This window comes from Filomicrobium insigne, assembly GCF_900104305.1.
Classification (GTDB): domain Bacteria; phylum Pseudomonadota; class Alphaproteobacteria; order Rhizobiales; family Hyphomicrobiaceae; genus Filomicrobium; species Filomicrobium insigne.
In genome coordinates, this window is sequence record NZ_FNJC01000004.1 from 112,219 (window position 1) to 134,703 (window position 22,485).

At 56.4% G+C, this 22,485-nt stretch carries 22 protein-coding genes and 2 pseudogenes; 19 read left to right on the forward strand and 5 right to left on the reverse strand.

Annotated features, from left to right (window positions below; all coding sequences use genetic code 11):
* The first annotated feature begins 12 nt into the window (after nt 1-12).
* From BLS30_RS14155 to BLS30_RS14165, 3 genes and pseudogenes are all read left to right on the forward strand, one after another.
* A complete protein-coding gene (locus BLS30_RS14155) occupies nt 13-306 on the forward strand; it encodes a hypothetical protein (protein WP_090229777.1) in 294 nt (97 codons plus the stop codon).
* 316 nt (nt 307-622) lie between these two features.
* Nucleotides 623-724, forward strand: a pseudogene (locus BLS30_RS18470) (universal stress protein); the annotation flags it as partial.
* Nucleotides 725-727: 3 nt separating this feature from the next.
* Nucleotides 728-1,126: a universal stress protein gene (locus BLS30_RS14165; RefSeq protein WP_342027554.1), complete on the forward strand. Its 399-nt coding sequence runs from the start codon at nt 728-730 to the stop codon at nt 1,124-1,126.
* A 233-nt stretch (nt 1,127-1,359) separates the two neighbouring features.
* On the opposite strand, the gene BLS30_RS14170 is transcribed toward BLS30_RS14165, so the two are convergent.
* A complete protein-coding gene (locus BLS30_RS14170; RefSeq protein WP_046476363.1) occupies nt 1,360-2,712 on the reverse strand; it encodes an MFS transporter in 1,353 nt (450 codons plus the stop codon).
* Nucleotides 2,713-3,129: 417 nt separating this feature from the next.
* Here BLS30_RS14170 and BLS30_RS14175 point away from each other — a divergent pair, with 417 nt between their 5' ends.
* The 8 genes and pseudogenes from BLS30_RS14175 (at nt 3,130) to BLS30_RS14210 (ending at nt 9,808) form a co-directional block, all read left to right on the forward strand.
* Nucleotides 3,130-4,890, forward strand: a complete 1,761-nt coding sequence (locus tag BLS30_RS14175) for a DEAD/DEAH box helicase (RefSeq protein ID WP_082100972.1) — start codon at nt 3,130-3,132, stop codon at nt 4,888-4,890.
* Between the two features lie 84 nt (nt 4,891-4,974).
* On the forward strand, nt 4,975-5,523 hold the full coding sequence (locus BLS30_RS14180) for a hypothetical protein (RefSeq protein WP_046476367.1): 549 nt from the start codon (nt 4,975-4,977) through the stop codon (nt 5,521-5,523).
* A 386-nt stretch (nt 5,524-5,909) separates the two neighbouring features.
* Entirely contained in the window at nt 5,910-6,299 is a 390-nt protein-coding gene (locus BLS30_RS14190; protein ID WP_090229785.1) for a DUF1345 domain-containing protein, read from the forward strand.
* The gene (locus BLS30_RS18530) at nt 6,280-6,483 is read left to right on the forward strand and encodes a hypothetical protein (RefSeq protein ID WP_170832483.1); all 204 of its coding nucleotides are present in this window, start codon (nt 6,280-6,282) and stop codon (nt 6,481-6,483) included. Before BLS30_RS14190 ends, BLS30_RS18530 begins: the two co-directional genes overlap by 20 nt.
* Before the next feature lie 4 nt (nt 6,484-6,487).
* Nucleotides 6,488-7,894, forward strand: a pseudogene (locus tag BLS30_RS14200) (potassium transporter Kup); the annotation flags it as partial.
* Between the two features lie 39 nt (nt 7,895-7,933).
* Nucleotides 7,934-8,389 (forward strand): KUP/HAK/KT family potassium transporter, encoded by a 456-nt coding sequence (locus tag BLS30_RS18535; RefSeq protein ID WP_425284174.1) that lies wholly within the window; start codon nt 7,934-7,936, stop codon nt 8,387-8,389.
* A gap of 296 nt (nt 8,390-8,685) precedes the next feature.
* The gene (locus BLS30_RS14205; protein WP_046476373.1) at nt 8,686-9,126 is read left to right on the forward strand and encodes a cyclic nucleotide-binding domain-containing protein; all 441 of its coding nucleotides are present in this window, start codon (nt 8,686-8,688) and stop codon (nt 9,124-9,126) included.
* Between the two features lie 112 nt (nt 9,127-9,238).
* Nucleotides 9,239-9,808 carry a DUF421 domain-containing protein gene (locus BLS30_RS14210; RefSeq protein ID WP_052743629.1) on the forward strand — a complete coding sequence of 190 codons (570 nt, stop codon included), beginning with the start codon at nt 9,239-9,241 and terminating at the stop codon, nt 9,806-9,808.
* Between the two features lie 45 nt (nt 9,809-9,853).
* Here the strand turns inward: BLS30_RS14210 and BLS30_RS14215 are convergent, their stop codons facing one another.
* Nucleotides 9,854-10,138: a hypothetical protein gene (locus BLS30_RS14215; protein WP_090229792.1), complete on the reverse strand. Its 285-nt coding sequence runs from the start codon at nt 10,136-10,138 to the stop codon at nt 9,854-9,856.
* Between the two features lie 59 nt (nt 10,139-10,197).
* A complete protein-coding gene (locus BLS30_RS14220; RefSeq protein ID WP_139165363.1) occupies nt 10,198-10,767 on the reverse strand; it encodes a hypothetical protein in 570 nt (189 codons plus the stop codon).
* Between the two features lie 125 nt (nt 10,768-10,892).
* Between BLS30_RS14220 and BLS30_RS14225 the strand changes: the two genes are divergently transcribed.
* Nucleotides 10,893-11,201, forward strand: a complete 309-nt coding sequence (locus tag BLS30_RS14225; protein ID WP_046476376.1) for a DUF3175 domain-containing protein — start codon at nt 10,893-10,895, stop codon at nt 11,199-11,201.
* 84 nt (nt 11,202-11,285) lie between these two features.
* Here the strand turns inward: BLS30_RS14225 and BLS30_RS14230 are convergent, their stop codons facing one another.
* Together BLS30_RS14230 and BLS30_RS14235 are read right to left on the reverse strand one after the other, a co-directional pair.
* A complete protein-coding gene (locus BLS30_RS14230) occupies nt 11,286-13,889 on the reverse strand; it encodes a beta strand repeat-containing protein (RefSeq protein WP_210184044.1) in 2,604 nt (867 codons plus the stop codon).
* Between the two features lie 843 nt (nt 13,890-14,732).
* A complete protein-coding gene (locus tag BLS30_RS14235) occupies nt 14,733-15,326 on the reverse strand; it encodes a hypothetical protein (RefSeq protein WP_046476380.1) in 594 nt (197 codons plus the stop codon).
* Nucleotides 15,327-15,592: 266 nt separating this feature from the next.
* Here BLS30_RS14235 and BLS30_RS14240 point away from each other — a divergent pair, with 266 nt between their 5' ends.
* The 7 genes from BLS30_RS14240 to soxA all read left to right on the forward strand — a co-directional run bounded on the left by BLS30_RS14240 (nt 15,593) and on the right by soxA (nt 22,461).
* Nucleotides 15,593-17,470 carry an HWE histidine kinase domain-containing protein gene (locus BLS30_RS14240; RefSeq protein WP_170832484.1) on the forward strand — a complete coding sequence of 626 codons (1,878 nt, stop codon included), beginning with the start codon at nt 15,593-15,595 and terminating at the stop codon, nt 17,468-17,470.
* A gap of 310 nt (nt 17,471-17,780) precedes the next feature.
* Nucleotides 17,781-18,236 carry a (2Fe-2S)-binding protein gene (locus BLS30_RS14245; RefSeq protein WP_090230255.1) on the forward strand — a complete coding sequence of 152 codons (456 nt, stop codon included), beginning with the start codon at nt 17,781-17,783 and terminating at the stop codon, nt 18,234-18,236.
* An 11-nt stretch (nt 18,237-18,247) separates the two neighbouring features.
* Nucleotides 18,248-20,422, forward strand: a complete 2,175-nt coding sequence (locus BLS30_RS14250) for a xanthine dehydrogenase family protein molybdopterin-binding subunit (protein WP_090229804.1) — start codon at nt 18,248-18,250, stop codon at nt 20,420-20,422.
* A gap of 10 nt (nt 20,423-20,432) precedes the next feature.
* Nucleotides 20,433-20,891 (forward strand): sulfur oxidation c-type cytochrome SoxX, encoded by a 459-nt coding sequence (gene soxX / locus BLS30_RS14255; protein WP_244512443.1) that lies wholly within the window; start codon nt 20,433-20,435, stop codon nt 20,889-20,891.
* The gene (locus tag BLS30_RS14260) at nt 20,888-21,340 is read left to right on the forward strand and encodes a thiosulfate oxidation carrier protein SoxY (RefSeq protein WP_090229806.1); all 453 of its coding nucleotides are present in this window, start codon (nt 20,888-20,890) and stop codon (nt 21,338-21,340) included. Before soxX ends, BLS30_RS14260 begins: the two co-directional genes overlap by 4 nt.
* Before the next feature lie 9 nt (nt 21,341-21,349).
* The gene (soxZ, locus tag BLS30_RS14265) at nt 21,350-21,676 is read left to right on the forward strand and encodes a thiosulfate oxidation carrier complex protein SoxZ (RefSeq protein WP_090229808.1); all 327 of its coding nucleotides are present in this window, start codon (nt 21,350-21,352) and stop codon (nt 21,674-21,676) included.
* The gene (soxA, locus tag BLS30_RS14270; RefSeq protein ID WP_090229810.1) at nt 21,676-22,461 is read left to right on the forward strand and encodes a sulfur oxidation c-type cytochrome SoxA; all 786 of its coding nucleotides are present in this window, start codon (nt 21,676-21,678) and stop codon (nt 22,459-22,461) included. Before soxZ ends, soxA begins: the two co-directional genes overlap by 1 nt.
* Nucleotides 22,462-22,485 lie beyond the last annotated feature (24 nt).

The following is a 22,485-nucleotide window of genomic DNA, read 5'->3' on the forward strand; positions in this document are numbered from 1 at the left end:
CAGAGACTAGACATGGCCAACGCCAAACTCGCAAAGCTTGCGCAGCGGATCGAGAAGCTCGCGGAAGCGCACAACCCGCCGGTGAAGGTGGCCGTCTTTGCCGGCGAGAGCACGCGGCAAGCGCTGGACCGTCACCTTGAGCTTCGGCCCGATCACCGTGATCGACAGTATCGCTTCGAGTGGCGTGATCGTGAACGTAATGAGGTCGATGAAATGTGCGCCACAGCTGATCCGGGCGAGCTGGCTGCGGTCCTCAAGCAGATCTGGGAGAGGCCCGGAGACATGCTGGGAAGAGCACTCCCCTGATGTCTCGGTCCGACGAAATCACGGACGAGGACTGGGCGAACGAAGTGAGGATACTGGAACAGGAACGACGTAAGCGCTTCAGGAAGCAATGTCTCGATTGGATCAGGTCTGAGTTTCACAGGACGGGTGAACTCCCATCGTGGAGCAGAGTACATGCCGTTCTCAAACTTTCTCGCGCGACAGCTTTTAGATACCGAAGTCGCGTGATGGCGGAACTAGAAGAGAAACAGTGAAGGACATTTGATGGCTCGCTGGCAGGAAGCTCCGATTGTTAACTTGGACGTGACGCCGACCACGACGCCGCGCTGGCAGCAAGCGTGCCGATCTGGTTGTGATCGGAAAGCGGGGGGAAGCAGCGGACTTTGCCAAGCTGCACCTGGGCTCAAATCTTGAGCGCGTCGTTCGCACGAGCCACCGTCCGGTGCTCGTTGCTTCGCGGGAATTCAGGCCGATCCAGCGCATCCTCATCGCGTTCGACGGTGGCCCAAGCGTGAGTAAGGCTATCGATTATCTCGCGCGTGCTCGCTCGCAGTTCCAAGGCCTGGAGATGCACTTATTATTCGCGGGGCTTCCTACGGATGAAGGTGCAAAGCGGCTGGATCAGGCTGCGACCCTGTTGGGCAACTCCGGGTACTCAGTGGAAGCAAGTATCGAACCTGGACAGCCTGAAACGACAATCGCTGCGTCGGTTCAGAACCGTCAGATCGATCTACTCGTGATGGGCGCTTACGGTCATTCGCGCATACGGAGCTTCATCATTGGCAGTACGACGACAGAAATGATCCGTTCCTGTGCCATTCCCGTGGTGCTGTTTCGATAGGGTCCGAATGGCCGAACCCATTTGCTGGAGCCGCGCCGGCGAGGGATCTCGTTGAATCTCGGCAATGGACCGTCGTGGGGACGCATACCTTGTTTTTCGCCCGCGTCGTGGTGGCCGACACGGCGGATCGCGATCCACTTGTCTACCACACCGGAAGCTTTAACCGGTTGGCTAAAGGCTGCGCTTCGGCATGGTCGGGAGGGCTACCTTTGCCACTCCCCCAAAAACGTCGCTTATTTTTCGATGTCGATATCTTTTGTCTCTTTCCCGAGCAGCAAAGAGATCAAGGTCAGCCCTGCCATCGCGGACAGATAGATGCCGACCCAGAACGGGCTCCCGCCTCCTGTGCTCCAAAGGGCAACCGCGATGAACGGGGCCACGGCCGCTCCTAAAATCGATGAGACATTGTAGGAAATGCCAGAGCCTGTGTAGCGAATGTTTGCAGGAAAGAGCTCTGGTAAAAGAGCGCCCATCGGTCCGAATGTCATACCCATCAACGTGAAGCCGAGGATGAGCCAGGCCATGACGCCGACAGTGCCGGCAGCGAGCATCGGCGTCCAGACGAGACCAAACACGATGATGGCGAGTGTGACCCATATAAGCGTTTTGCGGCGACCCAATTTATCGGCGAACGGACCAGAGATGAGCGTGAAGATGCCGAAGAACACCACGCCAATGATCATCATCAGAACAAAGGTTGTGTAGTCGTAGCCGAGACCCGGAAGTGGGGCGTTCGTCGCAGCGCGCCCGTAGCTCAGCGAAAACGTCGTCATAAGATAGAAGAGGACGTAGGTCGCGAGCATGTAGAATGTGCCGAGGACGAGTTCCTTCCAGTGGGTGCGGAAGACCGTAGCGAGAGGGATTTTTTGAACGTTGCCGGTGCGTACAGTTTTCTCGAAAGCGGTGCTCTCAACGAGGCTTAGACGAACCCAAAGGCCAACTATGACCATTACCGCAGAGAAGAGGAAGGGAATGCGCCAGCCCCATTCGAGAAACGCGGCGGAAGGCTTCGATGGGTCGTCGGATGGCAGCGCCGCAGCAATGAGGAGGAACAGCCCGTTGGCGATAATGAAACCGATCGGGGCTCCGAGTTGCGGGAACGTTCCGTATATTGCGCGTTTCTTTGGTGGTGCGTTTTCCGTTGCGACGAGCGCCGCGCCGCTCCATTCACCGCCAAGGGCAAAACCTTGAGCAAGACGCATTACGACTAGCAGAGCTGGGGCGAGCCAACCGGCCGTTTCATATGTTGGCAGTAGCCCGATCAGAAACGTTGCGATGCCCATCGTAAGGAGTGCACCAACGAGCGTGTTCTTGCGTCCGCGCTTATCGCCGAGATGGCCGAAGAAAATGGCGCCGAGCGGCCGGGCGATCATCGCTGCTCCGAAGATGGCGAAGGATGCCAACAGAGCGGTTGTTTCATTCCCTGGCGGGAAGAACAGGTGCGGGAAAACCAGAACGGCCGCCGTCGCATAGACGTAGAAATCGTAAAATTCAATGGTCGTGCCGACCAGGCTGGCGACGATGACGCGAGAGCGCGGGTTTGCTGGAGCGACGCCAGAAAGGGCGGCGGGAGTTGTTACGGTCATTAAGGAAAGAGCTCCGAAGCGAATGACGGGGCGCGGCAAGAATTAGGCGTAGCTACACCAAGCTAGATTCTCGCGCCACAACGAATTCGCGGAATTCGAACATCGTTGACGGTGGGGTGGCCGAGGGTTCGTTATTCGATCGCCATATTGGGCATATGAGCGGCTCAATGTGCTGTATTGTCACTGAAACCGATGCTGATGCGACATTGCGGCGGACCGCCAAGATGGTTGCTTATATTCCACGGGGGTAGAGAAAAGTTTACTGACGCCTGCCTGTGATGGGCAACATGGCCAGTTGATGCTAGCGGATCCGAAGAAAAGTGGCTATGCATCCAGGCTAAACCCTCCGCAGCTTATATACCCTCCTGTTCCTACAGAGGATCGAAGTGCTGCGCCTCACGAGATACAACTTAGATCATGACATTTCCGTCGACCCATACGGCGCTCTCAGGAGCGCTCGCCACCCGTGGCTATTCTGTTCCAACTGATGTGCAACTCGCGGTTTTGGACGCAAATGCGTCGGAGCGAGACTTGCTGGTGTCCGCGCAGACCGGATCGGGCAAGACCGTCGCCTTCGGGCTGGCGATGGCTTCGACGTTGCTGGGATCACAGGAGCGGTTCGGACGTGCAAGCCAGCCCTCGGCATTGATCATTGCCCCGACGCGGGAACTGGCTTTGCAAGTGCAGAGAGAGCTGAGCTGGCTGTACGCTGAGACGGGTGCACGCGTGCTAGCGTGCGTCGGAGGTATGGACGCGCGTTCTGAAGCGCGTCAGCTTGCTGGGGGTTCTCATATCGTCGTCGGTACGCCTGGGCGCTTGCGCGATCATTTGGAGCGCGGCCGCCTTGATCTCGGACAGCTCAAGGTGGCTGTGCTCGATGAAGCTGATGAGATGCTCGATCTTGGCTTCCGTGAAGATCTGGAGTTCATTCTGGACGCAACGCCTGAGAGCCGTCGCACACTGCTCTTCTCTGCAACGATGCCGCGCGAGATCGCAGCGTTGGCGCGGCGTTATCAGAAGGATGCCGTCAGGATCGAAACGCAGCGGCGCGACGTACAGCATGCCGATATCGCCTACCAGGCTATCCGCGTGGCGCCGACGGATGTTGAAAATGCCGTGGTCAATGTCTTGCGCTTGCATGAAGTGCGCGCCGCAATTGTCTTTTGTGCAACTCGTGAAGCTGTGAAGCGGCTGCATGCGCGACTTTTGGAGCGCGGCTTTTCTGCTGTTGCCTTGTCGGGTGAGCTGAGCCAGGGCGAGCGCAGCCAAGCGCTGCAAGCGTTACGCGATGGCCGGGCGCGGGTTCTCGTTGCGACCGATGTTGCCGCTCGCGGGCTCGATCTCCCGGACCTTTCCCTCGTGATTCATGCTGAGCTTCCGCATGACGCAGAGACCTTGCTACACCGTTCAGGACGTACGGGGCGTGCCGGGCGGAAGGGGCTCTGCATTTTGCTCGTGCCATTTAATCGACGACGCAAAGCGCAGGTGTTGCTTAGCGGGGCGAAGCTGGACGTTGCGTGGTTGCCCGCGCCTACACCTGACGAGATCAGAGCACGTGACCAGGAGAGGTTCCTCGCGGATCCAATTTTTGCGGACGTAGTGCGTGAGGATGAAGTCGCGATCGTACGCAATCTACAGGCGTCGCGTTCCGCGGACGAGATTGCTCTTGCTCTTATACGGCTCCATCTAGCCCGCTTGCCTGCGCCGGAAGATTTGCTGCCAGATGCAGGTCCACCTCCCCGATCGGATCGCCGGAGCAATGGGGATGGACGGAGAGCTGGTTGGTCCAATGGTGATGCCACGGCCGCGCCTGATAATGGCAAGCGACCATCACGTGGCCCCAATTCAGGATCGCGCGATATGATTTGGTTCCGGCTAAACATCGGACGCGAGCGGAATGCCGATCCGAAATGGCTTATTCCATTGATTTGTGAAGCTGGCGGCATCAGTAAGTCCGAGATTGGCTCGATCAAAATTTTTGATCGTGATACGCGTTTTGAGATTACTGCTCGGATTGCAGACAAGTTCGCCGATACGGTGCGTGTCAATAAGTCGAAGAAAGGCGCTATTACTCGTGTCGAGCGGGAAGGTTTTGGAGCACGTCCTCGCTCATCTAAACCGGCAGATCGCGGTGCGAAGAAAAAACACCGTGGCGCTGCTTCTGGCGCGAAGGCTTAAGTGTGTTGTGCTTACCGATCTTCTTAGGCGTTAGGACCTCAGAACGCCTATTGGCGTGATGCGTTATTTCGGTGAGGTCTGTAAATGGCCCATGTACATCCAGTGGGTGTGATCGAGGTGCGGGTCAACGAGATTTCGCAGCTTTTTGACACGCTTGACCCTCTACCCTTCCGCGACCGTGACCTTGATCCACACGCGGAAGAGTACATTGTTGGCTGGGCACGAGAATTTCCCCGGCGGCGAGCTTTTACGATCATCGTGCATGCACCGAAGCATGAGCTCGGGAATAAATACGCCCAACAACTAGAGGCGGCATTGCGCAGCTACTTCAATTATCGCGCGGATGTCGTTGAGGGCGAACTTAAAGAACTTTTTAAAGTCGGCCGTAAGTCTCTCCTTATCGGAATGGCTGTGTTGGCCACATGTACTGTGGCCGCGCAAGCAATTCCGGAAATTGTTGGGCCGGGAAGTATCAGCCGTTTTTTTGGCGAAGGGCTTGTCATTCTGGGGTGGGTGGCAAACTGGAAGCCAATGGAAATTTTTCTTTATGAATGGTGGCCTTTGGGGCGCCGTAGGGATCTCTATCGTCGCCTGGGGCAGGCGTGTGTAGAGGTAAAGGCTTTTGACGCTTGAAGAGTAGCTTATGCAGGGTTGCGCTAAGGCGCTGCCGCTTGGCTCGTCGCCCTCGACAAGCCTGTACGGTACCTGCCGGGTATTTTCTAATGATGAGGGTGCCTTACAGTCAGTATCTCCGGCAACGCTGAGCTCGTATTGCCGCCAGGTTATCGGTGACGGTGATTTTCATGGGCTGCCGGTCGTTTGGTATGTCATTCTGAACCTTGTTGCGGCGTTCGCGTGAAGGTTAAGGACATGCGGCTCGGTTTGACGCGCCCCTCCCGACATTGGGCGCGCTCCTGATTTTGGTTCTGGTCGCAGTCGCAACAGGTTCTCTTGTTTCGGCACAAACGAATTTCGCGGCTCGAGTCGTTATCGGCTGGGATGCGGGTGTTGTTGTTTAATTGGGACTCGTCTGGGGGAAGATGGCAACCGCCACCGAGCAGGATATTCGTGCCCGGGCGGGGATGGAAGATGAGAGTTTCTGGGGAGTAACGATGTTACTCGTCGCAGCGGCGTGCGCCAGCCTCCTCGCCATTGTGATTGTAATTGGTACTTCGGCATCGTTGGAGCCCCTAATGCGCAGGCTCTACTTGGGACTAGCGGCCTTAACGATTTGTCTCTCGTGGCTGTTGGTGCAGACCGTATATGCGGTTCACTATGCCCATATGTATTACAGCGCACACGGGAAAGGTGACAAAGCTGGATTAGGATTTCCCCATGACGATCCCCCACTCTATGCTGATTTTGCTTATTTTTTCCTTTGTTATTGGAATGACGTGCCAAGTCGCTGATGTCGCCACGACAAACCGTGAAATACGCCGCGTGGTTCTTATCCATGGGGTTATTTTTTTTCTTCTTCAATGCCATTCTTATCGCTCTTGGCGTGAACATCGCTGGGAGTTTTTTGTAAGGGGGCTCGCAGGGTCAACGAGAGTTCCTATATCCCTCTGGTCCGGGAGGCGGATACGAAGGTGATTAGGTGACGAGTTTATCGGCACGGATTTCTGCCTCGCAGCGTACGGATCGAGACCTTCGGTCGTGGCAGTTGGGCTTTGGGGCGATTGGTATCGTTTACGGTGATATCGGCACGAGCCCACTCTACGCTTTTCGCGAGGCATTGAAGGAATCGCCACCCGGAGAAGCGACCATTCTTGGATTGCTTTCACTGATTTTCTGGGCGTTGACCCTTATCGTTTCTCTTAAATACCTGATCATTATTCTCAGGGCCGATAACCATGGCGAAGGTGGGATCCTCGCATTGGTCGCGCTGCTAATGCATTCCAGGCCGGAGAAAGATCGTATCGGATTGCTTATTGTCGCCCTGGGCATTCTTGGCGCCGCACTCTTATACGGCGACGGCGCGATCACACCGGCCATCTCTGTCTTAAGTGCCGTGGAAGGATTGGCGACGACTGGCCATGGTCTTGAGTTCATGGTGCTGCCCACCTCGGTGGTCATTCTCGTTTTGCTGTTTGCCCTTCAAAAGCGCGGAACATATCGGCTCGCGTCCTGGTTCGCCCCGATCATGTTCGTGTGGTTTGTCATGATCGCGATCCTGGGCGTGACCAGTATCGTGCAGACCCCGCATGTTCTTGCAGCGCTTGATCCACGCTACGCACTTGCGTTTCTCTTCACCAACGGCGTCATTGGTTTTATCGTCTTAGGAGCGGTTTTTCTCGTCGTGACTGGGGCCGAAGCTCTTTACGCAGATATGGGGCATTTCGGGGCCCGTCCCATCCGCTTGGCATGGTTTGCGATTGCAGGGCCTTGCTTGCTGCTGAACTACTTCGGGCAGGGTGCTGCCGTTCTTGCGGACCCGGGGCGTGCCCCCGATCGATTCTATGCTCTAGCCCCTACTTGGGGGCTCTATCCACTTATCGGACTGGCCACATTGGCCACGATCGTCGCCTCGCAAGCAATGATTTCGGGAGTGTTTTCTCTCACCAGTTAGGCCGTGCAATTGGGATTCATGCCGCGCATCCGCATCGTGCACACCTCATCCAGCGAGTCCGGGCAGATCTATGTTCCGTTGGTCAACGGAGTGTTGGGAGTTGCTACGGTGCTGCTCGCCATAGGTTTCGGCTCCTCTTCGCACCTCGCTGCTGCTTACGGGATCGCGGTGTCGACCACCATGGTCATTACGACCATCCTGCTGTTCTTCGTCATGCGCGACTGCTGGCGGATTCAGGCACCGGTTGCGTTTGCCGTGACAGCATTTTTTATGGTGGTCGATCTCGTCTTCTTTGGTGCGAACCTTTTGAAAGTTGAGCAGGGCGGCTGGTTGCCTTTGGCGATCGCGGCAGCATTGTTTGTCGTGATGGTGTCCTGGCGCAGGGGGCGACAACATCTCTTCACTCGCCTCGGTGTAGATGAAGAGCCCATCAAGGATTTTGTTGCGCGAGCGGATAAGCAGGGGCTGCACCGGATACCCGGCACCGCTGTTTTCTTGAGCCCGTTGCAGGTCGATACACCCTATCTCTTGCGGCGGCTTGCTGACCGAACCGGAGTGCTTCGGGAAAACGTATTGATCGTTACGGTGTTGACCACGGATTTGCCGCGTGTCCCCGCAGCTCAGCGGCTCACGATGCGAGAAATAGCGCCCGGTTTTTATCGCGTCCTCGTGCACTACGGATTCATGCAAACGCCGCATGTGCCCGTCGCGCTCCGTCTGGCTCAAGAGGCTGGCTACAATATCGATGTTGAAGATGCCGTCTTTTTCCTTGGCCGGGTCACTCTTGTGCCAGCGGAGAAGGTGGCGGGCATGCCGATGTGGATGAAGAAGTTGTTCTCACTGATGAGCCACAATGCGCAGACGGCCGCGGATTTTTATAATCTGCCTCCCGATCAGGTTATCGAGCTCGGCATACAACTTGAGATCTGAATGATTGCGCTAGTTCGACGCCCTTCCGCATTCCGTTTTCCGGTTGGTTACGGCACGGCTCTCCCGGGTCGGGGGAGTGGGGAGACATGTATTGTCAGCTCAGCGATCTGCCGCTCTCAAACGGCGTGGTCTATGATCGGCTGGACGAGACGTTCGCGTAAAGCTTCGGCAGCGCCTCACCTTTAAGGTCAACCTGAGAGTGCGGCGTTTGCATAGATACACTTTATTGGAAGGCGCGACCTAATGCTGCGAGGCTTGCTCTAGCGTGACGGAGATCACGCTGGAGGAGATAAGCAATGAAGACAGAAGAAATCAGCCGAATTCTCAATGAGACTAACCTGTTTGCCGGAACGGCTCCGGCGACGCTCGCGCGTATTGGCGAGATTGCGATCCTAAAGGAATGTAAGGCGGGGGACGTCGTCTATGATTCCGGCGGACAGGCTCTTGATATGTTTGTTTTAGTTCGTGGGCTTGTGAGCTTTGCGATGGGCGCGAACGTGGGCCATGCCAACGTCGAAAGCGTCATGAAGCGGCACATGATTTTCGGGTGGGCTGCATTGATCCCAGAGCACCCCAAGCGGCTTGGGACTGCCAAGTGTCTCGAACCTTCGACGCTTCTGTCTATCAACGGTGACCAAGTGATGGAACTCTTGCGCGATGAAGATCCAAAATCCGGGTTCATGATCATGACCCGGTTGTGCTCGATGATAGCGAACAGTTTTATCGAGACGCGTTGAGATAGTCGCAAACGGGAGTGGCTCAGACAGTCTTCGTGCATCCAGAACTTGGTCATCGACGTTCATTGCTCACTATGATCGTTGCCGGTTGCTGTGAAACTCGGAGATCCGCATGTCTGAGCCATTTACACCGCTAGATTTTTTTCGGATGTTTTTGGGAGAGGGTGATCTCGGCAGCGCACTCTTCCTGATCGAAATCATTCTCAGGACCATGGTGATGTATGCCTATACGATCGTTTTGACACGGCTCGTCGGGCAAGGAAGTGTCGGACAGATCGGTCCTTTCGAATTCGTCTTGGTGATTGCCGTAGGGTCGGCGGCGGGTGACCCGATGTTTTATCCAAACGTTCCGCTTCTTCACGGGCTTTTGGTCATCTCTGTCGTGATCGTATTGCACCGCGCTACCCAGTGGATTTTGGCGCGTCATGCGTGCGCCGAAGCTTATCTTGAGGGGACGCCCCTTCTCGTTGTTTCCGGCGGTCGCGTCGTCGAGGAAGCGCTGGGTTCAGGGAGCCTAACGAGGCGCGAGCTAACCTCCATGCTTCGCACGAAGGGCGTGCGAAACATTGGTGCCGTCGAATGCGCCTACTTTGAGCCGTCCGGCAAGCTTAGTGTCTTTCTGTACTCCGAAGGAGCAGGATACGAAGGCGAGTATATTGTTCCTATTCCGAAGCAGGCGTAGTCGGTGGCCGTGTATGGTTGCTGGCAGGGCGTTTGGGTCCAGACCTCATAGGTTTTTCAAGGCGGTTGCGAGATAGCTGCCTGATGTCGATTTCCGCATCATTAGCGGTTGCTCGGTCTTGATGTTCTGCCGGACTTCCTCTTCGGCTTCGTCGAAGTTAGAGGGGAGCAGGATGGGGCGTTGTTTCTTCTCATTGGTTCGGGAATTGAGAGTGCGGCCGACGTGGCTTTTGAGGTTCTCGCGTGCTTGCTCATCGAGTTCGATACCGAGGTTCGCGCACAGACGTTCGAAGCAATCTAGATTGTTAAGTGTCGCTGTGTCGGCATCCACACATGTAAGGCCGTGAGATTGGCAGAGACGCCGATAATGAGCTTGCCGCGCTTCGGTCTCTAGGGCGTGCCAATAGCAAAGCTGGTAGTCGGAAAAGCTGTCGGGTTCGGGCAGCCTGTGAAAGACAGGGTCGCTTGGTGAAAGGTACCACTTGAGCGCGCGCTTGGTGCGGCCGGGAAATCGTTGAGCGCCAGCATGGATTTGGCGATGAGGCGCGTGTTGCGCGTTAGGATGATCAGCTTGGGCCTCGCCCCGAGGTCGAGCAACGGTTCCAGGAAGCCTTTTCCGAAAACGTGACTTGTGTCCACGTGGACGGGCTGCGGGTGGTCGCTAATCGCCGGTATTTTGGCAAATAACCAGAAATCGCGCGCAAGTGCGGGGTTCCTTTGAACCCATCGCATCAGCAGGTGAAATGAGGGCTTTTCTTCGTGAGCGGCATGCACGTGGGGGACGCAGTCAAACAGTGACGTAAGTGACCGCGTTCCGGTGCGCCCGTTCGTGAGGCAAAAGATCAACGACTTGGCCTCAAACACCCCTTGCGCAAGTTCTTCAGCGCAATTGGTTTGCCCGAGCGCCTTCTGGCCTAGGAAGCGGCCGTGGTAGCCCATGGCTCGTAGGGTATTGCGCATCTGACCAAGCTTATCACGCGACTAAAGGTCAGAATGCGGCGGGCGTTTTGTGAGGAACGCTTTGCTCCTAGGTGGATTAGTCAATCCAAAGTGGCTGAGACGGGCGAGGCAAGGAGAGAGAAGCCATGCCGCGAACCCACAAGAGCGGCAGTTCAGCTGGTTCGGCGAAGCGATGGTCTGCTGAGGTCACACACTCAAGCAATGCGCTCGATCTGGAAGAAGGCGTGTTTACCAAACGTGATCCGCACGAGATCGCGCTATCACTCATGCGTTCGGCTGAAAATAGCACGCGCCGCAAGGGCACTGCATATCAGTCGGCTATGTCGATGCTCACGTTTGAGATTAATCGCGCAGGGAAATCGCTGAGTGCTGAGCGTAGGCAGACCCTTGAAGCCGCTAAAGGCGAATTGCGCAAGGTTTTCGGCCGCGCTTGAGTTGCCGTTTTATGAGAAAAGTGGCTCGCCTCGGCGAGCCACGCTTATTGTATCAGGGCGCTAATTGTTCGTTGATCCGTGCTGTTACTTCCATGTGACCTGCGCGCCGACGCGACCACCGACGACGTGGTCGCCGCGTCCGTTTTCAAAGCCGACACCGACGCCACCGAAGATAGCAACGCGATCATCAGGGGTGAACACACCGTACCCAACCACGCCCATTGCGCTTAAAGCCAACGCTTCTGCACCCTCATAGAAGCCCGCGCTCATCGCGACGCCAATGTTTTCGCCGGACACGAGATCAGGATTTTCCATCGCAATTGCCATCGCGATACCGGCTTCCGTCTCATCGAGGCGTTTGAAGATGCTGCCACCATCGGTCGCGAGATTACCGGCCGCGTCAGACGTCACGACTTCGAGCGGGCCGGACTGCCGGTTTTTGCTCAGGTTCGAGGTGATGCCTGGCGTCGTGTAGGTTTGGCTCGACGTACCAAACATCATCTGGTTGTTATTCGTCGTGCTCGCACCCGTGCCGACAGCCGTAGAGTTGACGTGGCCGGCGTTGACCGTTGCTCCATTGCCAAACGCGTTGGAGTTATTCGCTTGGACATTGGCGTTTTGGCCGACGGCTGTGTCGCCCGGTCCGGCCGCGAACGCACCATTACCAATAGCAATCGAGGAGTTTCCTACGGCCTGAGCGTTGGTCCCCATGGCAATTGTATTGGAGGCGGCAATGTTGTTTCCGGAATTCGTGCCAAAGGCGATGTTGTTGTCACCCGTGACGTTGTTGCCGGACAGAGCACCACTGGCCTGATTGTTTGCTCCGGAGACGAAATTGCCGGATGCAAAGCCGCTCGACTGATTGTTGAAGCCGCTCACTCCGTTGCCGACTGCAAGTCCACTGGCTTGATGATTGACGCCAACGACGCCGTTGCCTGAGAGCACGCCGCTTGCTTGGTGACCTACACCGGCAACGAGATTGCCGACAGCGAGGCCGTCGGCCTGATTGGCGATGCCAAGTACGCCATTACCTGAGAAAGCGCCGCTGGCTTGGTTGTCATTGCCGATGATCAGATTGCCTGTGTCGGTTCCACTGGCTTGGTTGCCATCTCCCACGACGACGTTTCCGGAGCCGTTGCCACTGGCCTGGTTATCGTTGCCAATGACCACGTTGCCTGATTCTGTTCCGTTTGCCTGGTTACCATCACCGATAACGACGTTACCCGAGGCTGTCCCGCTGGCTTGGTTGCCGTCACCGAAAACGGCGTTTCCAGAGAGAATTCCTCGCGCTTGGTTGCCGATTCCGGCGATGAGGTTTCCAGATCCGAAACCGCTTGCTTGGTTGGCGTCTCCGAAGACCGCATTGCCGGACAGTGCGCCACTAGCCTGGTTATCATCGCCGACGACAAGGTTGCCGGATCCGGTTCCGCTTGCTTGGTTGCCTTCGCCGAAGACAAGATTTCCGACGCCCTGGCCACTCGCCTGGTTATTGCTGCCGATCACGACGTTGCCCGACGCAAAGCCGCTGGATTGATTGTCGTCACCAAAGACGCCGTTGCCCGTCAGCGTACCGCTCGTCTGGTTGTTGTTGCCTTGGACAATGTTTCCAGCGGCAATACCGCTGGCCTGATTGCCAACACCCTCGACACCATTCCCGGCAAGAATTCCTGCGGCTTGGTTGCCTACGCCGGCAACAAAGTTGCCAGACGCTATGCCGGCAGCTTGGTTGCCAAGGCCTTCGACGACGTTCCCCGTTCCTGTGCCCGAAGCCAGATTGCTATTGCCGGTTACGTCGTTGCCCGACAAGGTTCCGTTGGCTTGGTTGTTATTGCCCGTCACGCCGTTGCCCGAGGCGGTTCCGCTCGCCTGGTTATTTTCGCCCTCGACAAAATTCCCGACAATCAGGCCCGCCGCCTGATTGTTGTTTCCGGTCACAAAGTTTCCGGAAAGAGTGCCGAAGGCTATATTGTTGTCCCCACTAATTACGTTGCCGGACAGCACGCCCATTGCGATGTTGTTGCTGCTTCCGACGAAATTTCCTGAGCCGAAGCCGATCGCGGTATTCCCATCGCCGGAAACGTCATTCCCGGAGAGCGTTCCAAGCGCGGAATTGAAGTTTCCTTCGACGAGGTTGCCGGAAGCATTGCCGAAAGCGTTGTTGCTCGAACCGCTGACGCCATTCCCCGACAGGTTGCCGACAACGTTGTTGTAGCTTGCGCCATCGCCGTAGCCGTTGCCCGACAAATCGCCGATGACGGTGTTGTTGTTGACGCCGTCCCCGCCAAGGTTGCCGGATCCGTTGCCGATGATTGTATTGTTGTCGAAGTCGGCTCCGTTTCCGCTCCCCGACGCGTTCCCGATAATGGTGTTGTTGGCGAAGTTGTTGCCGTTGGCAGAACCCGACAGATCACCAAATATCGTATTGTTGGTGACATTGCCGGCGTTGCCGCTTCCGGATCCAGTGCCAACGATAAAGTTATCGCTGACAACGACGGTCCCCCCGACACCGTTAAGGCTGCCGGAGCCGTCGCCAAAGATTACGTTGTTGTGGAGCGTGGCGTTGCCCGTCCCGTTTCCGCTCAGGGAGCCATTGCCGACAACGAAGTTGTTCTGAATGTCGGCGAAACCTCCTACCAGGGCTGCACCGTTTAAGCTGCCGGAGCCATCACCAAAAAAGAAATTGTTCAAAATTGTTGCTTGGCCGCCCGCGCCAGTGCCATTGCCTGAGGCCGTCCCGTCGCCATTTATTACGTTACCTTGACAATTCAGAGTGGCTGGTAAGAGGCCGCCATTAAGTATTCCAGATCCGGCTCCATTGATGCTGTTGGAGCCGCCGGGGCAGCTTGCTGCTTGAGCCGTATTTGATGCGGCAATAGCAGCTAAGCCCAGTGTCAAGATGCTTGCCGAGGAAAGTAGGCGCCCCCGCCAGGGCTTGTGTTTGGATTTGCTTTGAAAATGTGCGCCGTTAAAAAGCGCAGAATTAAATGTCTGATTTTTGTCAATTGTCATGGTTCGACACCCGGTAAAACGCCAGCACTAACCGCGCGCACAAAGCACGTTAAAATTTACCGCAATCGAGAGTAATCGGACGCAGCATCAGCCACGTACCGAATTTCCCTCAAGTGCCCCCGCATTGAATTTATTTGTCGCGGCCGTTCAAAATGGGAACGTACCTAGACAATACCGAGCATTTGCTCGTTACATCTGAAAATAAGAAGAAGGAAGCAATGTTGCTTCACTTGTCTGACGCCTTCTTTCGGGAAGTCTTTAAATCCCGTTTTTCCGAATTATTCTTCAGCGTCGAAAATAAATAACGTCTGTCGATTTTAAACACGCGATTACCCTCCGCAGACATGTGCGCACTACAGCCAAAACCCCTATTTCCAGCAAGAGGAAAGTGGGAGTGTTGTCATGTCTGATGTTGATGTGTGTTTTGCGGGCAACGCAATGATGTAAAGTTTTGATGCGAGAATGAACGCGTTGTTGGAGCCAGTCCAGCGGTGGTTCAGGGGATTGCCAATCAACTGCGAGCTATTTTTTCTCTTTGGGATTCTTGATGTTTTTGGGGGGCGGCGATGTCTTGCCTTGCGGCGGTGCGGCTACGGCATCTGCAGCCTTGGGTGCGTCCGGTGGCCGAACGTCTACGGATATCCCGAAGAGCTGCCAACGGTTGTCGAGCCGCTGAAAAAGCATATCAAAGAGCACACGTTCTGGTTCGGAGGGCATAAATCCCGAGAGCCGCAGCATTCCAGCTTCGTCGATTTTGGGCTGCCGGATTAGCTTGGGTTCCAAGAATAGGATTGGTGACAGGTCGAGATTGCGTTTGCGCAATGCCGCAAAAATTTCGGCAAGCTGGGCTGAGGTATTTGCGCGCTGGAATGAGGGTGCCGCGAGGTCCCGTAGGACCGAGTAATTGCCGGTTTGATTCGCTTGATTGAGCGCAATGAGCGTTGTTCGGATCAGCAGATTGAGCAAATAGGCATTCGGCATCGAGTCTTGGCCGGTGGCCGTCGCCTCCGGCGGAACCGATTTCCTTTCAGCGTTTGCGAAACCACCGCCGGACACAGCACACACAATAAGGATAAGAGGTGCGAGGACCCGTGCTGCTGCTCGTTCACACCTCATGAATTACCTTCTCGTTTCTGCTGCCCATGCTGATGCATGTGCTCCAAGCCTCGTCTCTGACCTTTCGAAATTGATACGCGGCCTAATCGTGTGTCAAACGGAGGCGGTTTGACTTTTTTGGGGCGTAGTTAAAGGGTTTGTTCAATTTCCGAGACAACCTGACCAGTTATTTTTGCCCCTGGTGGAACCATTGGTGCATCGTGTGCATTATGCCATGTCGAATTGGGGGTGTGCGCTAGGTAATGGGCTCGGGATCTGCAAAATCGATGAAGACGGCGGACCGGACGAGATGGCGAACTTCCGTGCTGGAAATGTTCGCGGCAGGTTCTTGGCTGGATCTGCTACCTATCGGTATTTATGTCTGTGACAAAGATGGCTGCGTTCTGCAGTTTAACGCTCACGCGGCTCGGTTGTGGGGGCGCAAGCCCGCATTAAAAGATCCTTCTGAACGGTTCTCCGGCTCCTACCGGCTCTTCCGTACCGAGGATGGTAGCCGTATGACGCCTGAGGATACGCCGATGGCGGAGGTTCTGCGTACGGGGGTCGGCGTCAGAGATAAGACCGTCGAGATAGAGCGGCCGGACGGTACGAGGATTACGGTTCTCGCCAATATCGAGCCCGTGTTTGACGATGACGGCAATCTCGAAGGCGCGATCAACAGCTTTCAGGATATTAGCGAACTTAAGCGTGCCTTGGAGCGAGTTGAGCTTAGCGAGAAGAAATTACACGCTGTGTTCGATGCGCTTCCGGCGGCAGTTTATACGACCGACACAGATGGCAAGCTGACATTTTATAATAAGGCTTCCGTTGAGATGGTCGGACGTGAGCCGCGATTGGGCGAAGATCAATGGTGCTGCTCATCGAAGCTTTTTAGTCCCGACGGCTCCGCCATGTCGCATGACGAATACCCAATGGCTGTGGCGCTTCATGAGAAGCGGCCATTGACGGAGGCTGAGGTGATTATCGAGAGGCCTGATGGCGAGCAGGTGCCTATTCTCGCGTATACGACGCCGATTTTTGATGCTGTCGGACGTTTGACGGGTGGCGTGAACGTGCTCGTCGATATTACTGAGAGAAAAAAGGCTCAAGAAGCTCAGAGTTTTCTAATCGATGAGCTCAATCACCGCGTGAAGAACACTTTGGCCACGGTGCAATCGATTGCGGGGCAATCATTTAAAAGCGCGACGTCTCCTGCGGATTTCGTGGAAAAATTCAGCGGTAGAGTTCAGTCGCTCGCGAACACGCATACGATTCTAACGCAGGAAACGTGGCGGGGAGCGGAGTTGGGTCGGCTGATAGGTGGTCAGGTGATCCTGCATGAAGCCGACAGAGCGCGCGTGGACACCTCCGGTCCAAGCGTGACGCTGGCGGCGCAGCCGGCTTTGCATCTGGCTCTTCTTCTCCATGAATTAGCTGCTAATGCGCGCAGATACGGTGCATTATCGGTGTCAGAAGGCCGTCTGGATCTGACATGGCGTGTTGACGGCGACGCTAGTCCGATACTCATTCTAGATTGGCAGGAGTCCGGTGGCCCGCCAGTCGTTACGCCGGCTACTCGGGGATTTGGATCCACACTTATTGAAAGTGGTCTGGCTGCTTATGGCGGCATGGCCGAATTGCGGTTCGAAGCCGAAGGCTTCGGTTGCAGGATAAGCCTACCCCTGACAGGTTTATCGGTTCCGGCTAGGAAGGACGTGGAAATTGATAATGGTTTCAGCAGAAGTATCGCGGCGGTTGCCGTCGGACAGAGTGAGGTAAGTGACATGGCCGGAACGCGTGTTCTGGTGGTGGAAGACGAGCCGCTCGTAGCGATCGATATTGAAGACTGCCTCAAGGAGGCTGGTTGTTCTGTCTTGGGTCCGGCAGCCAATGCCGAACAGGCTATGCGGCTGATTAAAAATGAGACTTTTGACATTGCGCTCATGGACGCAAATCTTGCGGGGACGCGTGTTGATGAGTTGGCTCAAACCTTGAAAGCGCGCGGTATCCCGTTCGCGTTTGTATCAGGGTATGGCCGTGAGGGTCTGCCTGCCGGATTTCAGGAGGCCTTGCTGGTGTCTAAGCCGTTTAACAGCCGTCAGCTGATTGGAGCTGTTGAGAGCCTTCGAGAGAGGCTTGCAGAAGGCACCGAAAGGCCTGCTTGACCCCCGGGCGCAATCTCGGAAAATTTCACAACCGAGCATATCTGAACTCGGAATATCCGAGCGCGTGCCGGTCTTATATTGCGCTCTGCGGATAACAATTTCATCCTTTATCATCACAGGTTTGCGATGGTCGCGCCCTGACGATTGCGCAGCTTCGCCATCGCTGCATTATTGCGAGCAAGCCACCGGCGCTTTGCGCCTATCAGACAATGGCGTCGCATTGGTTGCCGATGTGCGGAGGCAAAATCTCTGGGGCTGCTTAGAGGTTGATGGCCGCGTATCGCGATGCCCTTCGAAGGGAAAAAACGATATGGCAAAGATCAATGTCAACGGCAGTGTTTTGGACGTCGCGGCGGACCCCGCGACACCTCTCTTGTGGGTTCTGCGTGAACAGTTGGGGTTGACCGGCACCAAATTCGGCTGCGGCATAGCGCAATGCGGGGCTTGCACGGTGCATATCAATGGTGAGGCGCAGCGTTCCTGCGTGCTACCGTTGGAGAGCATTTCTGAGAGCGACACGATTGTGACGATCGAGGGGCTTTCGGAAGATGGATCACATCCTGTCCAACAAGCTTGGCTACAACTCGACGTTCCGCAGTGCGGGTATTGCCAGGCTGGCATGATCATGGCCGTTGCGGCTCTCCTCGAGAAAAACCCCAAGCCATCAGATGAAGAAATCGATGCTGAGATAACGAACATCTGCCGGTGCGGCACCTATAGGCGCGTTCGCAAAGGCATTCATCTTGCTGCAGCAGCCAAAGCCTAAGGAGCGCGACGATGACCGTATCTCTCGATATTACGCGGCGCGGCTTCGTTGCTGGCGCGGGTGCTGTCGCAGGCCTGACACTGGGCTTTTCGATTCCGTTTGGACGGGAGGCGGCTGAGGCGAAGGCAGCGATCGACGAGATCAACGCCTGGGTTGTGGTCAAGCCGGACGACCAAGTGATTATTCGTATTGCGCGTTCGGAAATGGGCCAAGGCACGTTGACGGGTTTGGCTCAGCTGGTTGCCGAAGAGCTTGAGTGCGACTGGTCGAAGGTGACGACGGAATATCCAAGTCCGGCGACAAATCTTGAGCGGGGCCGTATCTGGCAAAGTTTCTCAACGGGGGGCAGCCGCGGTATCCGCGAGTCCCATGACTACGTCCGCCAAGGTGGCGCGGCGGCGCGTGAAATGCTGATCGCCGCGGCCGCCAAGGACTGGGGTGTTTCCGCGAGCGACTGCACAGCGGTCAACAGCGTGATCACGCACAAGGCCTCAAACCGTTCAACCACTTACGGCAAGGTCGCCGTGGCAGCATCAAAGCTTGAACCTCCGAAAGAAGTTCAGCTCAAAGATCCGAAAGACTGGAAGCTGGCGGGTAAGCCCGTGAAGCGCCTCGATACCGCGGATAAGCTCACCGGGAAACAGATTTACGGCGTTGATCTGAAGCTGCCTGGTATGTTGAACGCGAGCATCAAGGCTTGCCCGGTATTTGGCGGCAAGCTTGCTTCCTTTGACGACAGCAAAGTTAAATCGATGCCGGGTGTGAGGGGTGTCGTCGCGGTGGGCGAGGATGCCGTGGCCGTTGTTGCCGAGACGTGGTGGCAGGCAAATTCCGCCCTGCAGGCCCTGCCCATTGTCTGGGATGAGGGTGAAAATAAAGGCGTCACCAGCGAGACGATCCGTGAGTTCGTTGCCGAGGGCCTTGATGCGAAGGATGCCTTTGTCGGCAACGAAGCCGGCGACATTGACGGGGCTCTCAAAGGAGCCGCCAAGACAGTTGAAGCGACTTATACGTATCCGTTTCAGCACCATGCGACGATGGAGCCTATGAACGCTACTGCCAAGTGGACAGAGGAGCGTTGCGAAGTCTGGTGTCCGACGCAGAACGGTGAAGCTGCGCTCGCGGCATGTGCGGAAGCTGCGGGGCTCTCGCCTGCGCAGTGCGACGTTTATAAGATCCACCTTGGCGGCGGGTTTGGTCGCCGTGGTGCGTTTCATGACTACGTCCGGCAGGCCGTGATGATCGCCATGGAGTTTCCGGGTACGCCGGTCAAGCTGATCTGGACGCGTGAGGAGGACATGGCGCATGGCATGTATCATCCTTACACCCAGTGCAAATTGACGGCCGCGCTTGATGAGAATGGCGACGTCACGGGATTGAGAGTGCGGATCGCCGGCCAGTCGATTTTGGCCAGCGTGATGCCGCAACGCATGAAGAACGGTGCCGATATGGTGACGTTCCAGACGCTGCTGCCAGGTGGGGAGCATTCGATCAGCTATTCATTCCCGAACTTGCTGGTCGATCACGCGATGCGCAATCCGCCCGTTCCGCCGGGTTTCTGGCGAGGGGTCAATGCCAATCAGAACGCCATTTATATGGAATGTTTCCTGGATGAGGTGGCGCACGCGACAGGCCAAGACCCGCTAGAATTCCGGCTCAAACTGATGGGTGATTATCCCAAGAACGCGGCTGTTCTAAAAGCAGCGGCCGAAGGCGCGGGCTGGGGTAAGCCGGCTCCGGAAGGTGTGTACCGCGGTCTTGCCCAGTGCACGGCGTTTGCCAGCCATATTGCTGCGTGCGCTGAGGTCTCGGTCGGCGATGATGGCAAGGTCAAGATCCATCGGATTGTGGCGGCGACGGATAGCGGCCATGCCGTTAATCCGCAGCAGATTGAGGCACAGGTGGAAGGTTCGTTCGTCTACGGTCTGTCAGCCATGCTCTACGGCGAATGCACGGTGAAGGGCGGGCGCGTAGAGCAGCAGAACTTTGATACCTATCGAGTGATGACGATTTCCGAGATGCCGGAGGTTGAAACCATCGTGATGCCTTCGGGCGGGTTCTGGGGTGGAGTGGGCGAACCGACGATCGCCGTTGCCGCACCAGCGGTCCTCAATGCGATCTTTGCGGCAACCGGAAAACGGATTCGCACGCTGCCGCTAAAGCATCATAGCCTTGCGAAGGCTTAGGCCGTGTGCGGTGGTGAAGTCTCGTCTGACATGCCTATGGCTGGCGGCTGCGCTTGTGGCCGCTACGCCGGTTTTTGGTCATGAGGTCGTCTCTTATGAGATTGTGGGTGATGCGGTGCCTATGGCGCTGGGCGGGCGCGTTGGCGATCGGCAACGCGGAAAGGTAATCGTGCTTGATCGCAGGCGTGGAAACTGTCTGATTTGTCATACGTTTCCAGTTGCGAATGAACCATTCCAAGGCGATCTCGGACCTGCCCTGGGAGACGTCGGAAAGAGATTGAGCGAGGGGCAGATACGGTTGCGTTTGATTGATCCGCTGCGGCTCAATCCAAAGAGCTTGATGCCTGCCTACTATAAGGTGGATGGATTGCGCGAAGTAGCTCCGGAGTATCAGGGGAAGCCCGCACTGGAAGCGCAGGAAATTGAAGACGTGACCGCGTACCTCGTGAGCCTTAAGGGACAACAATGACGACGCGTAGACATCTGCTGATCGGAGGTGGCGCGGGGCTCGTCAGTTTGGCAATCGCGCCTTTGCCGGTTGGGGCGACGGAGGTTTTATTCGACGAGGCGCTTCAGTCTCTGACGAACGGGGCGGAGGTCAAAGCGGGGCGGGTGACTTTGACGATCCCGGGCATCGCGGAAAATGGTCTGTCCGTTTACACGACCGTCGCCGTTGATAGCCCGATGACGGAAGCAGATCATGTGCGGGCGATCCACATTCTGTCACCGAGAAATCCAATTGCTTTGATCAGCAGTTTCCATCTTGGTCCCCGCGCGGGACGTCCGAAAGTCTCGACGAGTATACGCCTTGCGGGATCGCAGGAGGTGGCGGCAGTGGCGGAGATGAGTGATGGCAGTTTTTGGAAAGACAGCAAGAAGGTGATCGTTACGATCGCGGCTTGCATTGATGGTGGTTGAGGAACGCCTATGGCACGCGCACCAGTTCGCATTTCCATGCCGGACGAGGCAAAGAAGGGCGAGATCGTCGATATCAAGGCGATCCTGCGCCATCCAATGGAGACCGGCTATCGCGTTGATAATGTGGGCAAGAAGATCCCGCGAAACATCGTGACGGATATGACCGTCACTTACGGTGGCGTCGAAGTGATGCGATGGAAATTGCAGCCTGGTGTGGCTGCCAACCCCTTCATTGGTTTCTCGACAGTCGCGATCGAAACGGGTGAATTGGTGTTTACCTGGACGGACGATACGGGACAGGTTTTCCGTGAGAGCCGGATGCTGACGGTGACGTAATGCAGTGTTCCCGCTTCCTTGTGTCGGGGTTCTGCGGGGTGGCTGGTCTCATGGGGGTCCTGCTGCCGGTGCTGGCTGCTGATCAGACGGTGCGGCCGGGCAGCTTCTATATGTCGAAAAATCTGCAGGCTCTTCAGGCGGATGACATTGCAAATCCAGGAATGCTCTGGGTCAGCGATGGCGAGAGCTTGTGGAAGCAGCCGGTCGGTCGCACGCAAAAATCCTGCGCGTCCTGTCATGATGCTGCGGACGTAACGATGAAGGGCGTTGCCGCACGGTATCCGGCTGTCGATGCCGAGAGCGGCGAGCTCTTCAATTTGGAAAAGCGCATCAATACCTGTCGTACGCGCCATCAGGGCGCGGAGGCGTTGGCCTATGAAACAGACGAGCTTCTCGCGTTGACGGCTTACGTCGCGCATCAATCACGGGGCGAGCGGGTGAAGGTTCATATCGATGGCCCCGCCGCACCTTTTTACGAGGCTGGGCGCAAGCGTTTCTACACGCGGGTCGGGCAGCTCAACTTGTCCTGTGCCCAATGTCACGAGGCGAATGCCGGACGGCGATTGCGGGGCGATACAATCAGTGATGGTGTGGGCAGCGGTTGGCCGGCCTATCGATTGGAGTGGCAGACACTTGGCTCACTTCACCGACGGCTCCGTGCCTGTTCATTGGGGGTGCGCGCGCGACAATTTGATTTTGGATCGCCGGAATATCTGAGCCTCGAGCTTTATCTTGCCAAACGGGCTGAGGGGGTTCGGGTTGAGGCGCCCGCCGTACGCCGGTAGCAGCTTCAAAGGAGAGGCGATTGA

What these genes read in the sequence shown, in the direction of transcription:
- BLS30_RS14170 (WP_046476363.1), bottom strand. Translation starts at nt 2,712, where the DNA reads ATGACCGTAACAACTCCCGCCGCCCTTTCTGGCGTCGCTCCAGCAAAC.
- BLS30_RS14225 (WP_046476376.1), top strand. Translation starts at nt 10,893, where the DNA reads ATGCCGCGAACCCACAAGAGCGGCAGTTCAGCTGGTTCGGCGAAGCGA.
- BLS30_RS14210 (WP_052743629.1), top strand. Translation starts at nt 9,239, where the DNA reads ATGTCTGAGCCATTTACACCGCTAGATTTTTTTCGGATGTTTTTGGGA.
- BLS30_RS14235 (WP_046476380.1), bottom strand. Translation starts at nt 15,326, where the DNA reads ATGAGGTGTGAACGAGCAGCAGCACGGGTCCTCGCACCTCTTATCCTT.
- BLS30_RS14175 (WP_082100972.1), top strand. Translation starts at nt 3,130, where the DNA reads ATGACATTTCCGTCGACCCATACGGCGCTCTCAGGAGCGCTCGCCACC.
- soxA (WP_090229810.1), top strand. Translation starts at nt 21,676, where the DNA reads ATGCAGTGTTCCCGCTTCCTTGTGTCGGGGTTCTGCGGGGTGGCTGGT.
- BLS30_RS14205 (WP_046476373.1), top strand. Translation starts at nt 8,686, where the DNA reads ATGAAGACAGAAGAAATCAGCCGAATTCTCAATGAGACTAACCTGTTT.
- BLS30_RS18530 (WP_170832483.1), top strand. Translation starts at nt 6,280, where the DNA reads ATGACGTGCCAAGTCGCTGATGTCGCCACGACAAACCGTGAAATACGC.
- BLS30_RS14180 (WP_046476367.1), top strand. Translation starts at nt 4,975, where the DNA reads ATGGCCCATGTACATCCAGTGGGTGTGATCGAGGTGCGGGTCAACGAG.
- BLS30_RS14155 (WP_090229777.1), top strand. Translation starts at nt 13, where the DNA reads ATGGCCAACGCCAAACTCGCAAAGCTTGCGCAGCGGATCGAGAAGCTC.
- soxZ (WP_090229808.1), top strand. Translation starts at nt 21,350, where the DNA reads ATGGCACGCGCACCAGTTCGCATTTCCATGCCGGACGAGGCAAAGAAG.
- BLS30_RS14260 (WP_090229806.1), top strand. Translation starts at nt 20,888, where the DNA reads ATGACGACGCGTAGACATCTGCTGATCGGAGGTGGCGCGGGGCTCGTC.
- BLS30_RS14220 (WP_139165363.1), bottom strand. Translation starts at nt 10,767, where the DNA reads ATGCGCAATACCCTACGAGCCATGGGCTACCACGGCCGCTTCCTAGGC.
- BLS30_RS14240 (WP_170832484.1), top strand. Translation starts at nt 15,593, where the DNA reads ATGAAGACGGCGGACCGGACGAGATGGCGAACTTCCGTGCTGGAAATG.
- BLS30_RS14250 (WP_090229804.1), top strand. Translation starts at nt 18,248, where the DNA reads ATGACCGTATCTCTCGATATTACGCGGCGCGGCTTCGTTGCTGGCGCG.
- BLS30_RS14245 (WP_090230255.1), top strand. Translation starts at nt 17,781, where the DNA reads ATGGCAAAGATCAATGTCAACGGCAGTGTTTTGGACGTCGCGGCGGAC.